At 59.2% G+C, this 12,684-nt stretch carries 8 protein-coding genes and 3 pseudogenes; 8 read left to right on the top strand and 3 right to left on the bottom strand.

Annotation, left to right across the window (positions count from 1 at the left end; translation table 11 throughout):
* Window positions 1-102: 102 nt before the first annotated feature.
* A pseudogene (locus BMX67_RS19955) lies at window positions 103-282 on the top strand (plastocyanin/azurin family copper-binding protein); the annotation flags it as partial.
* A 364-nt stretch (window positions 283-646) separates the two neighbouring features.
* Window positions 647-2,590 carry a TonB-dependent receptor domain-containing protein gene (locus BMX67_RS18525; protein ID WP_090738109.1) on the top strand — a complete coding sequence of 648 codons (1,944 nt, stop codon included), beginning with the start codon at window positions 647-649 and terminating at the stop codon, window positions 2,588-2,590.
* 32 nt (window positions 2,591-2,622) lie between these two features.
* Here the strand turns inward: BMX67_RS18525 and BMX67_RS18520 are convergent, their stop codons facing one another.
* Complete coding sequence (locus BMX67_RS18520) at window positions 2,623-2,811, bottom strand: hypothetical protein (protein WP_090738107.1); 189 nt, start codon at window positions 2,809-2,811, stop codon at window positions 2,623-2,625.
* A 314-nt stretch (window positions 2,812-3,125) separates the two neighbouring features.
* Between BMX67_RS18520 and BMX67_RS18515 the strand changes: the two genes are divergently transcribed.
* From BMX67_RS18515 to BMX67_RS19430, 3 genes and pseudogenes are all read left to right on the top strand, one after another.
* Complete coding sequence (locus tag BMX67_RS18515) at window positions 3,126-4,271, top strand: Fic family protein (RefSeq protein WP_090738105.1); 1,146 nt, start codon at window positions 3,126-3,128, stop codon at window positions 4,269-4,271.
* Window positions 4,272-4,294: 23 nt separating this feature from the next.
* Window positions 4,295-4,594: pseudogene (locus BMX67_RS20095) on the top strand (hypothetical protein); the annotation flags it as partial.
* A 175-nt stretch (window positions 4,595-4,769) separates the two neighbouring features.
* Window positions 4,770-4,871, top strand: a pseudogene (locus BMX67_RS19430) (IS481 family transposase); the annotation flags it as partial.
* 240 nt (window positions 4,872-5,111) lie between these two features.
* On the opposite strand, the gene BMX67_RS18505 reads toward BMX67_RS19430, so the two are convergent.
* Entirely contained in the window at window positions 5,112-6,044 is a 933-nt protein-coding gene (locus BMX67_RS18505) for a LysR family transcriptional regulator (protein ID WP_090738103.1), read from the bottom strand.
* A 130-nt stretch (window positions 6,045-6,174) separates the two neighbouring features.
* Here BMX67_RS18505 and BMX67_RS18500 point away from each other — a divergent pair, with 130 nt between their 5' ends.
* The 3 genes from BMX67_RS18500 (at window position 6,175) to BMX67_RS18490 (ending at window position 12,038) form a co-directional block, all read left to right on the top strand.
* Window positions 6,175-7,836: a GMC family oxidoreductase gene (locus BMX67_RS18500; RefSeq protein WP_090738101.1), complete on the top strand. Its 1,662-nt coding sequence runs from the start codon at window positions 6,175-6,177 to the stop codon at window positions 7,834-7,836.
* Between the two features lie 61 nt (window positions 7,837-7,897).
* Window positions 7,898-9,457 carry a BCCT family transporter gene (locus tag BMX67_RS18495; RefSeq protein WP_090738099.1) on the top strand — a complete coding sequence of 520 codons (1,560 nt, stop codon included), beginning with the start codon at window positions 7,898-7,900 and terminating at the stop codon, window positions 9,455-9,457.
* A gap of 55 nt (window positions 9,458-9,512) precedes the next feature.
* A complete protein-coding gene (locus tag BMX67_RS18490) occupies window positions 9,513-12,038 on the top strand; it encodes a CoA transferase (RefSeq protein WP_217645916.1) in 2,526 nt (841 codons plus the stop codon).
* A 335-nt stretch (window positions 12,039-12,373) separates the two neighbouring features.
* Here the strand turns inward: BMX67_RS18490 and BMX67_RS18485 are convergent.
* Window positions 12,374-12,684: transposase (locus BMX67_RS18485; protein ID WP_139206578.1), on the bottom strand; the 311-nt coding region annotated here is incomplete at its 5' end.

Raw genomic sequence — 12,684 nt, 5'->3', positions numbered from 1 at the left:
GTTACATTCATCTAGGAACAGCCGGGCCACAATGCCGCGACGATTGACGACATGATCCCCGCAGGCGCCCAGCCGTTCTAATCGAAACTTGGCGAGGATTTCTCGGTCACACTGACCGAACCGGGTTTCTACGGCATCAAATGCAGCCCGCATTACGCGATGGGAATGGTCATGGCCATCGAAGTCGGACAGCCCTCAAAACGTGATCTGCCCGATGACCTGCCAGGCAGGGCACATGAACGTTCGAGGCGATCCCGACAGATGTCGACTAGCCACGAATAAAACCCAGTCATGCGACAGGAAGACCTCACAATTTCCCCCGCATGACTGGTTTCAAGCCAACTGAAAACACGACGCACTCGCTACTGAGTTCCATCGTTAAATCAGATCGAGACCAAATGAACCCGATCTTTCGGGTAGGTGGATGATCTTTAGGTCAGGACGCCGACCTGACAGCACGAAGTCCCCAATCCAAGAACCGTACAAAAGCGCGGCATTCTGTGTGAAATCCGCCACGGGCGCGTGAATACAGGCGTGCAAGTGCCGCTTTTTCTGGCTCTTCGTAGATTCCTTTGTATTTCAGTCAGAAATAAGTCGGGCCTCACGGGTCATGACATTGACGACACATCAGACCAGGAGCCTGACCATGTCCACGTCCATCCGCCTGCGCCGTAATATCGCAAGGTTTTATGCAAGCTCGGCCATTCTGGCGGCCGGGGCGTCGACCGCCCTCGCGCAGGAAAAGGTCTATCAGCTTGATCCGATCTATCTTGAAGCGAATGACCCCTATTACGGTGCGGCCGACCGGGCAACCAGCATGTATGTCTCGGGTCTGGAACTGGAACAGGCACGTACGGGTGACCTGAAGGACGTGTTTTCGGGCGTTGCTTCGGTGTCGGTCGGGGGCGCGCTGCCCCTGACGCAGAAGATCTATGTCAACGGCGTCGACATGCTGAACCTTGGGGTGACGATCGACGGCACCGCCCAGAACAACCGCGCCTTTCACCACGTCACCGCCAACGCGATCGATCCCGGCCTGCTGAAACAGGTCCGCGCGGACGCAACCATTTCCCCCGCGGATGCCGGCCCCTACGCGCTTGCGGGTTCAGTCGTGTTCGAAACCGTCGATCCCGAAGATATCCTTGACCCCGATCAACGCTTTGGTGGCAATGCGCGGCTGTCCTATGACGACAACGGCAAAACTGCGCAGGCCGCGCTGACCCTGGCAGGCCAGGCGGACGGGCTGTCCTGGCTGGCCTATGGCAAGCGCGCCACCGGCGATGACTACAAGGCCGGCGACGGGACCGTCATGAAGGGTACGGCTGCCGATCTGACAAGCGGATTGGCCAAGGTCGCCTATGAAACCGATACCGGGCACCGCTTCGAGCTTTCCGGTCAGCGCCTGCACGACGACGCCCTGCGCCAGTTCCGCGCGAATTTCGGCAGCTTCTACGGCGATGCCGACAGCCTGCGCCGCTATGACACGACCCGCGACAGCTATGCCTTCCAGTACCGCAACACGCAGGCTGACGGCATGTGGGATCCGGAAATTCGCATCGGCTATTCCGAAAGCGATATCGTGGTGCCCACGCCCTATGACAGCAACGGCAAATCCGGAACCTGGTCTGCTACGGTGCAGAACACGTTCAACCTTGGGGGCGAGGACAACATCGTCGCGGGTCTGGATTGGCAGGACCGGTTCGGCGAATACACAAGCCCGCTTTATGGCGAACATAACGAGGAAGGGTCCCGCAACATCGGCCTGTTTGCGCAGGCCCGTATGGATCTGAACGACCGCACGCGGCTGTCGACAGGTCTGCGCGCAGATCGACAGGATTTCGACGGGGTGGACGGATCGGACCTGTCGAATTCGGGCCTGTCGGGTAATGTCTCGCTCAGCTATGCGCTGACCGACAGCCTGACGCTGCGTGGCGGGGTATCGTCGGTCTTTGGCGGCATCGATATCGAGGACAATTACACCTACCTGCCCAGCTGGCGTTACGATAATCTCCAGCCGGCCCGCGCCGAAAACGCCACGGTTGGTTTCGACTGGACCCAAGGCAGCCTGCTGATCGGCGGCGAGCTGTTCGTGACCCGCATCGACAATGCCCGCAGCGCCGAACAGAATTTCGACTTTGAAAGCCGCGGCTTCAATCTGGGTGCCCAATACGGCTGGAACAGCGGATCGGCCCGCGTCACCCTGTCACATAGCGAAGTCGAGGTCGATGGCGTCGCCTCGGGCAGCTATGAGGCGCTGGATTTCGGCGCACCTCTTGGCACCGTCATGGCGCTGGAGGTCGAGCAGCAGACGTCCTGGGACGGCCTGCGCGTAGGCGGATCGGTCGAGGCGGCACTGGATTATGACATGCCCGCGGGCTCGGAAGCCGACCTCAAGGACTATACCGTTGTCAACCTGTTCGCAGAATACACGCCGGCGCGACAGGATGACCTGACCATCCGCGCAGAGGTGCGAAACCTGTTCGACACTGACTATGCCGATCGGGCGACATATGGGCAGGACTATCGGGATATCGGCACCTTGAAAGAGTCCGGTCGCAGCCTTTCCCTGATCCTCGTTCAGCAATTCTGACGATCTTGCGCCCCTGCAAAAGGGGCGCAACTCTATCCTTCCAAGACGCCAGCCACGGGCAGCCCAGCAATGTCACCGACATTCCCAGGATCAAAGGCATCCGGCACCCAAGGCGCGCGATCCGCGTCGCGCAACTGAACTTCGACGCGGATCGCCCATTGCTCCGTCGGCGCAATCGCGCCAAACTCGGCAAAGGACTGTGGTTTCAGCCGGATGAACATCGAGGGTCCCAGTAGGTCAAGCGAGCTGTCGCATAGCCCTTAAGCGGGTCATCCTCGGCAGTGGGCAAAACTTGGGGGTGCGGGCTGTCGGCGGCAACTTGAAATGGGCTGGAATGACAGACAAGTTGGATCGTCGCATCAGCTAACCGAAGGTCGGCCAGAGCTTCGGTCATGTAGCGTGAACCCGGTCAACCTGTTCTCCATCCTGCCCACAGTCATCATTACCCGCTCAGCAGGTCCTATGAGCGAAAGAGTTGACTTCTATGCATCATAGGTGATCTGAATATGAGTTATAGAAAGGATATCTATAACTCATGGCCTGGAACTGGACACTGCCCGACTGGCCGGGTTTCCGGTATGACGCCTCCGCTCTGGAGCCGTTTGAGCAGACGTTTCTGCTGTCGTCCGGAGAAATCCTCGGCGCGGTCCATCATGTCAGCCAGCCGGAGCGCGAGCAACTCCGCATCGAACTGCTCTGCGAGGAAGCGATGCAGACGAGCGCCATCGAGGGTGAAATCCTCGACCGGCTCAGTGTCCAGTCTTCGTTGCGCCGCCATCTGGGCCTCGATCCGGACAGCTACCCTGTCAAACCGCGCGAACAGGGCGTCGCGGAAATGATGGTCGACGTCTATTCCAGTTTTGCAGAGCCACTGACGCATGAGACACTATACCGCTGGCATCGGATGCTTCTGTCCCATGACCGTCGGTTGGAAACCATCGGGGCCTACCGACAACACGCCGAGGCGATGCAAATCGTTTCCGGCCGCCTTGACCGGCCCACGATCCATTTCGAAGCGCCGCCTTCACAGCGGGTCATGCCTGAGATGGAGCGATACGCGGACTGGTTCAACAAGACCGGGCCGGGCGGAGCAGAGCCGCTTCCAGCGCTGACGCGCGCAGGGCTAAGCCACCTCTATTTCGAGAGCATCCACCCATTCGAAGACGGCAACGGCCGCTTGGGTCGCGCACTCGCTGAAAATTCGCTGGCGCAGAACATTGGCCAGCCGACCCTCATCTCGCTCGCATTCACCATCGAAAAGGAGCGCAAGGCATACTACGACCAGCTCGAGCAGCATCAAAAAACGCTTCAAGTGACCGATTGGCTCGTCTGGTTCGCAGAAGTTGTCTTGAAGGCCCAACAGGCAACACTCGACCGCGTCGGCTTCTTCATCAGCAAGGCACATTTCTACGATCGTCACAGAGACCACTTGAACGAACGCCAGGCCAAGGCCATCGCCAGAATGTTTCGGGAAGGCCCTGGCGGTTTCAAAGGCGGCCTCAGCGCCGACAACTATCTCAAGATCACCGGAACCTCACGCGCAACCGCAACCCGCGACCTGCAGGATCTGGTCGAGAAAGGTGCGCTCAGCCGAACTGGTGAACGACGCCATACGAGGTACTGGTTGAACACAAGACTTGAACTTGATCCACGGCAACGCGCGCTCAGAAACGAGCGATAGCTACAAAAATATCGCTTCTCGATGTGACCCCTCAGATTTTTGAGCATCAATCCGTGGAGATATTCAAAAGTGACGATGGTGTGCCAGACCAAGAAACCCGCAACGTCCGCTGTCGCGTTACCCTTAATTGGGGTCATCCTCATTTTGTGGGCTCGAAGAAGCATTGGTCGCCCGGGATCGATGTAGCTGTTCAAAGCGTTGAGCGAAGTGAAAGCGGCGGGGGGCTTGTATTGGGCAGTCTGACACCAAACGGCGTCTGCCCAGACTGTGGATTCCATTCACGCCGACGTCACGGCTGGCGGCGTCGGCGGCTTCAGGATTATCCCGCGCATGGAAACGAGGTAACGGTTGATCTCGCGATTTGCCGTTGGCGATGTCAGGCGCCTGCTTGCCCACGTCGGACTTTCTCGGACCAGATCGCCTCGATTGTGCGTCCATTTGCATGTCGGACTTCGCGTGTCGGGGAGATTGTCAGCCATCTCAGGCATGCGACCGGCGGACGGCCTCACACCCTACGAGTACATCTGCAAGATCTGGACATCAGAGCCGGACAGATTCATCCTCAATCCGATCCACCAGATGCCGGGACTGAACACATAGCCGGGCAGAGCAAGGATCCCACATATAACAGCCCTGATCGGTTGTGCGTCCAAAGCTTGAACTGGCGGCGCTGCCTTGCAGCTCAGGCCGTGCGCGGCTTTAATAATGAGCTGATCCAAGTGATAATCGGCACCCAAGCTTTCGTGGCCAGCACACTCGCCAAAACCAAATCAAGGGCACCGGATGAAGGCGGATGTTGCTTCAGCCAACGCGCTATGTCTGTTCGCGCGGCGTGGTTTATCAGCGGCGGCGCCAAGTGCGTTCGATCACCTCGGTGGCCAAAGAAACACGCGGGTCGCCCGACCGGGACTTAAGGGTGATGAAGTGCAGTGTTGTCTCAAGACTTAGATCCTTGACGATCGTAAGGCCATGAGTGTGGTGTTCATGCAACGCCACCGAATCTCGTGACAGACAAAGACCGATACCCGCGCGAACAAGCTCAAGCATTGAAGTTTCCTGATCTGCTAGGGTGACGCTGTTTTGCCGCACGTCAAGCGGCTCGAAAACGCGCGCCAGAAGCCGCGAATGCACGGATTCGACAGGCGTGCCGATCCAAGGAAACGCGGCCAACTCAGCCCAACCCATGCCGCGCAGCCGTGTATCCCATCCGGGCGGCGCAACGACACGATAACAGAGATCTGTCAGACGGCTATAAGAAAGATCGCCCGCTGCAATAGTGTTAGCGTCGTCGATCAATGTCGCGAAATCATCAGGTGAGCCAAGGAAATAGCCGACATCCAACTGCTCTCTGACGAGGCGTCGCAGGATTTCCCCACTCATTCCATGTGACAGTTCAGGCCGAAGATCAGGCGCCTGCTGCACCAGCTCCTGAAGAAAATCGCCCAAACGGATGAACTCGGGATCGATGATGGTTCCGATGCGCAACCTTCCATGAACAGACCTGGTCAGGTGACGTGCAAAAAGGTTGAACTCGTCCAGTTCGGTACAGATGCGCTGAGCTTTTACGAGCAGGGCTTGCCCATCGGGGGTCAGTTCGAGGCCCTTTGCATTGCGGGTGAAAAGCTCCAGCCCAGTTTCCTGCGCCAAGCGGCGCAATTGCAAGCTGACCGCAGGTTGCGTCAGGCATAAAAGCTCTGCCGCCCGCGACACGTTCCCCTCACGCGCAACGGTCACAAAGGCCGTCAGGATCTTCAGATCAATTCTCTGCGTCATATTAGCAGCATTTATAATGCTGCGCGAAATAAGTCATTGGATTTGTGCCAGTGGTAGCGATTACAGCCTTAGACCTGCGGCGATTGCAGCAAAATGCCCACCCAAGGGACGGTCTAGAGGAGGAACTGTCATGCCACGTGATCCATTCGACTATATCGTCATTGGCGCTGGGTCGGCGGGATGTCTGCTTGCCAACCGACTAAGTCAGGACCCTTCTAAACAGGTTCTTCTGTTGGAGGCGGGAAAGCGCGACACCTATCCGTGGATCCATATTCCGGTTGGCTATCTTTACTGTATCGGCAATCCGCGCACTGACTGGCTGTATCACACCGAACCCGATTCAGGTTTGAACGGCAGGACACTGCGCTATCCGCGCGGCAAGACCCTTGGCGGCTGTTCGTCGATCAACGGCATGATCTATATGCGGGGGCAGGCCCGCGATTACGATGGCTGGGCCGCGCAGACCGGCGATAAGGATTGGGCCTGGGAAACCAGCCTTGAAGATTTCAAGGCACATGAAAACCATTACCGTCTTGACGGTGACGCCGATCCGGCAACCGGGGGCAACAGCCGCTTCTCCGACCTTCACGGGCATGGCGGCGAATGGCGAATTGAAAAGCAGCGCCTGCGTTGGGAGGTTCTTGAGGATTTCTCGAAGGCGATGGTCGAAGCGGGTTTCGAGCTGAGCGACGATTTCAATACAGGCGACAATTCTGGCGTCGGATATTTCGAAGTGAACCAGCGGTCCGGATGGCGCTGGAACACCTCGAAGGCATTCCTGAAACCCGCCAAATCGCGCCGAAACCTGACGGTCTGGACCGAGGCGCAAGTCGAACGTCTCTTGATCGAGCAGGACGCGGACGGGGCAAAGCGCTGCGCTGGCGCCATCGTTCGCAGGGGTGCCGATGCGGTGACGGTGCGCGCGAAAGGCGAAGTCATTCTTTCGGCTGGTGCGATCAATTCACCGCAGATCTTGCAGGTGTCGGGAATCGGGCCTGCCTACCACCTGCGGAAATGCGGTGTCGAGGTGATCGCCGACCTGCCTGGGGTGGGCGGTAATCTGCAGGACCACCTTCAGATCCGTGCCATCTATAAGGTCAAGGGTGCCAAGACGCTGAACACGCTGGCCGGCAACAACCTTGGAAAGCTGCGTATCGGTCTGGAGTATATGCTGCGCCGTTCGGGACCGATGAGCATGGCGCCCAGTCAACTTGGCGCGTTTACTCGCTCGGACCCCGGCAAGGCTCATGCCAACCTTCAATATCACGTGCAGCCGCTTAGCCTGGAGGCGTTCGGGGATGGGCTTCATTCGTTCCCCGCGATAACCGCCAGCGTCTGCAACCTGAACCCGACAAGTCGTGGAACGGTCCGGCTGCGTTCTGGAAGGGCGGATGACGCGCCACTGATATCGCCAAACTATCTTTCGACCGAGGAAGATCGTCTGATCGCGGCCCAAAGCCTGCGGCAGGTTCGCGACGTCATCAGCCAGCCTGCATTCGCCAAGTATCAGCCCGAGGAGTGGAAACCCGGCATCCAGTTCCAGACCGACGAGGAACTGGCGAGGCTTGCGGGTGATATTGCGACGACGATCTTCCATCCGGTCGGCACCGCAAAGATGGGCCACGACGACGATCCGCAGGCGGTGGTCGATTCCCGACTGCGCGTGCGCGGGATCAAGGGATTGCGGGTCGTCGACGCCAGTATCATGCCCACGATCACCAGCGGCAACACCAATGCGCCGACCCTGATGATTGCTGAGAAGGCAGCGCGCTTCATTCGCGAGGCCGGTTAGAGGGCAAGAGGCTGGGAGGGAAGAGTTTCTGCGGTTTGCGCCGCTTTGAGGGAGGAGCTTCATGAAACGTGATGACGTGAATGACGACCGGCTGGAAATGCGGGTCTTCGTGCCATCGATGCTGGTTCTGGCCGGGGTTGTTCTGCCACTGATCCTGTTTCCCGACGCGGGAGGTGCAATGGTCAACGCGGCCTTCGCCTTTGCGACGGGAAAGTTTGGATGGCTCTATATGCTGGCGGGGCTGTCGACGGTTGTGTTCCTGATTGGCCTGGCCTTCAGCCGCTACGGAAATGTTCGTCTTGGCGGGCCGGAGGACAAGCCTGAATTCAGTTATTTCAGCTGGATCGCCATGATCTTCTGTGGCGGGATCGGTATTGCCATCGTCAACTGGGCATGGGTCGAACCGATTTATTACCTGCAGGGACCGCCCTTCAATCTGGAACCCGGCTCGGCCGCTGCGGCGGAATGGGCGCTGACCTATGGGCAGTTCCACTGGGGCCTGACGCCATGGGCATTCTATTGCCTTCCCGCACTGCCCATCGCCTATTCGATGTATGTGCGCCGTCAGCCCGGCGTTCGCCTGTCGGTCGCGGCGGGCGGTATTCTGGGACGCCACTCGGATGGCTGGGCAGGCGTCCTTCTGGATGCCGTGGTGGTGTTCGGAGTCGTCGGCGGGGTCGGTACTTCGCTTGGCTTGGCCGTTCCGCTGGTGTCCGAGCTTGCCAGCACAGCACTTGGCATCCAACCCTCGCTGATGCTGGATCTGGGTATCCTTGCCATCTGGACGATGATCTTCGGGGCCAGCGTCTGGTTCGGCCTGTCCAAAGGCATCCGCATCCTGTCGGATCTGAACGTGGTTCTGGCCATCGCGCTTCTGGCTTTCACGTTCATCGTTGGTGACAGCCTGTTCATGCTGAACGGATGGCTGAACAGCCTTGGCAAGATGGCCAACAACTTTCTGACCATGAGCACCTGGACCGACCCGATCGAGAAATCCAGCTTTGCCCGCGACTGGACCGTCTTCTACTGGGCATGGTGGATCGCCTATGCACCGATGATGGGGCTGTTCGTCGCGCGGATTTCGCGTGGTCGGACCATTCGCGAACTGATCGTGGCCGAACTTGTCTGGGGATCTCTGGGTTGCTGGGTCTTCTTCGCGGTCTGGGGCGGCTATGCGCTGAACCTTCAGGTCAGCGGCGCACTGGATGTCGGCGCAATCCTGTCCGAGCGTGGGATCCCCGCAACCGTGGGCGCGATCCTCGGCACGCTTCCCCTTGGCGGTCTGGTGATCGCGGTGTTCATTCTGCTGTGCTTCATCTTCCTTGCAACAACGCTGGACAGCGCGGCCTATGTTCTGGCCTCGGTCACATCGCGAAAGCTTTCGGGCTATCAGGAACCGCGCCGTTCGATCCGGGTGATCTGGGCGCTGATCCTGGCAGGCGTCGGCGTGGCGCTGATCCAGTTGGGTGGACTGAAACCGGTGCAGACCTCGACCATTGTCGTCGCGCTGCCTCTGATCCCGGTCCTGCTATTGCTCACGCTGTCGCTGATGCGCTGGCTGAAAGAGGATTTCGGGACGCAGGTTCAGGCCGATCACCTTGTCGGTGATCCCGCCGAATAGATATGCAACGCAGGGGGCGCCGCCCCCTGCGACTTCCAACCAGACACTTCGTTACATGAGGTCGATTATGTCATCGTCCAAGCCATCGCTGCTGCCGCTTAAAGGCGTCAAAGTTGTCGATTTCGGCCAGTATATCGCCGGTCCCGCCGTGGCCATGATCCTTGGCGATCTGGGTGCAACGGTGGTCCATGTCGATCCCCCCGGCGGGCCAATGTGGCAAAGCCCCGCCAACGCGACCCTGATGCGCAACAAGCTGATCGTGCAGATCGACCTGAAGACCGAGGCCGGCCTGGCCCAAGCCCTGGATCTGATCGCCGAAAGCGACATCGTGATCGAAGGCTTTCGTCCCGGCGTCATGCAGCGTCTGAGCATCGATTTCACTGAGTTGCGTCGCGCACGCCCCGAACTGATCACGCTGTCCATTCCGGGCTTCGCCTCGGATGACGAATTGCGCCGCGAATGGCGGGCTTATGAAAGCGTGATCGCGGCCAGTTCGGGTGTTTTCACCGATATGGGGCTGAACCGCGTCCTGATGGGGGTGAACCCATCCTTTTCGCCGCTGCCGCTTTCTTCGGCCTACGGCACGATGATGGCTGCATCGGCTGTGGTGCTGGCGCTGCAGGCACGTGAACGGAACGGGTTGGGCGACCAGATCGAGGTGCCGCTGGCCGCCGCCGTGATGGAGGGTTTGACCTATAATTCCATCCATATCGAAGGGCTGCCCGAACGCTACAAGACCCAACGCGAGAAAGAGATCGAGCGCCGTCGGGTCGAAGGTCTGCCGATGAATGTCAGCTATGACGAGCTGCAAGAGCTGTTGGATCCGTTCTATCGCAGTTATCGCTGCAAGGACGGGCGCATGTTCTATGTCGTCTGCCCCAGCCACAAGAACCATGCAAAGCGCTGCCTGCAGGTCTTGGGCATCTATGACGAGTTGGTAGCCGAGGGTCTGACCGAGGAAGAAGATACCTACAAGCCTTATGCCGAATGGGCGTCGCCTGTGTCGCTTGGGGTCTATCCGCTTCCGAAAGACTGGGCCGACCGCATCGCCGTGCGCATGAAAGAGGTGTTCCTGACACGCACCGCAAAAGAGTGGGAGCGAATCTTCGGCAAGAACAAGTTTCCCGGTGCGCCTCAGCGCTGGCTGCAGGAATGGATCAATGACGATCACGCCGAAACCGCAGGCTTGATGATCGAGGTCGAGGACCCGGTCTATGGCACCATGGTTCAGCCCGGTCCGATGTGCTGGCTGGAAGAAAGCGGCACCGAGGCCCTGAAGCCGACCCCGCGCCGCGAGGTCGATTTCCAGACCGCTTTCCGCGCTTTGTCGGCCGTCCCGACGCGCACGCGCCGCATCACCCGTCCGGATGATCGCAGCGGCTGGCTGGAAGGTGTTCGGGTACTTGATCTCTGCAACGTCATCGCCGGTCCCCACTCGGTGTCCTACCTTGCGCGTTTCGGGGCCGAGGTGATCAAGGTAGATCCGGCCAAGCCCTTCTACGACTGCTGGAACACCGTGATCTTCGGCATGACGCATATGCGCGGCAAGCGTTCGGTCTTGGCCGACATCACGGCAGGCACGGGCCGCGAAGCGTTCGAGCGGATGGTCGCTTGGGCCGATGTCATCGTCTGGAACGCCCCGGATCGACAGGTGAATGCCATGGGTCTGGATGCGGAAGCATTGGCCAAGCTGAACCCCGAGGCGATCTTCTGCAAGCTGGACTGCTTCAGCGGACCAAAGCCCGGACCGCGCAGCGACTATGTCGGCTATGACGATCTGGTTCAGGCCGCGACCGGCATCATGCTGCGATTTGGCGGGTCGATGGACACACCCGAAGAACACGCCCATGTCGGCACGATCGACGTGATGTGCGGCTTTGGCGGCGCGCTTGGGATTGCTGCGGCCTTGTATCAGAAGCTGCGTCACGGCCGGATCGGGCGGGCGCGAACCTCGCTGTCGGCACTAAGCGGCCTCGCCCAGATCCCCTATTGCTATGACTATACCCGACGCGGACTGTTCGACGAACCTTCGGGTCCCGAGGTGAATGGATATGACGCATTGACGCGGTTCTATTACACCGCCTCCAACAATTTCCTGTTGCTATCGGCCTATGAGGCCGATCTGGACAGGCTCGACACCGTTCCGGGCCTTGAAGGCATCGCCGAGGTCGATCCGGACGACCGGAACGAGTTTCTTGCAAACGCCTTCATGGCCGCCAATGCCGAGGATTGGGTCGAGCGCCTGCAGGCTGCCGATGTCGGCGCTGCATTGTGCGACAATATCGAATCCATCCGCGCCTACAATCTGCGCGATGCGGATGGTTTGCCCGGAACGGACCAGGGAAGCTATTCCTTCTCTGCTTTCCAGGACCATCCCAGCGGCCACAGGGTCACCCAGCTTGACCCCTATGCCGTCCGGTCTGCGCGAGGCACCGTTCGGTTCCTGCCAGAAGCAGAAAAATACGGCTCCTCGACCGTAGCTGTACTGAAGGATCTGGGATACGAGGACCAGGAGGTTAAGGATATGCTGCAAGAGGGCCTGGTCAGCGAGAGCTGGAGCGCCGAATATCTTCCAAGCTGACGTGCGGTGTTGTTATGCCCACAGGCCGGAGGCCGAGCACGGCTTAATAGTGACGCGTTGAAACTCATTGGGTTTGCCGCAGCTGCGGGGACGATCTGCCGCGTCACCTCATCTTGCGACCATTTCAGGCCACTGAGACGTATCTCCATAAGGGTCCCCGAAAAACTCCCGCACGATATCATTCAGGTGCGAGGTCGCAGGTCAGGCGAAAACTGGAGAGGTGGCGTCCCGGAATTGCTTGCAATCAAGCTTCCGCGGGATCGGGATAGGGGCTGATCCCGCGGAAGCCACCACAGAATGATGGAAACTGGTCTAGGGTCAGGGCTCGTTCTCTCTCAAAGCCAGAAGATTACGGTCGCAGCTATTGCTGAGAAGAAGGTTTGCGGACAGCGATCATAGCGGGTCGCAACCCTCCTCCAGTCCTTGAGCCTGCCGAACATGATCTCGATCCTGTTGCGCCGTTTGTAGCGGCGCTTATCGTATTTGACCGGGGTCTTGCGCTGCCTGCGACCGGGAGTGCAGGGGCGTATCTTATTGTTTTGTAATGCTTCTCTAAACCAATCGGCATCATAGCCACGATCTCCGAGCAGCCACTTCACGTTGGGCAACCCGCTGACCAGGCCGCGCGCCCCGATGTAGTCGCTGA

The sequence above is a fragment of the Paracoccus homiensis genome (genome assembly GCF_900111675.1).
Taxonomy (GTDB): domain Bacteria; phylum Pseudomonadota; class Alphaproteobacteria; order Rhodobacterales; family Rhodobacteraceae; genus Paracoccus; species Paracoccus homiensis.
Note: the sequence above shows the minus strand (reverse complement) of the source record. Positions and strands in the feature narration are given on the sequence as shown.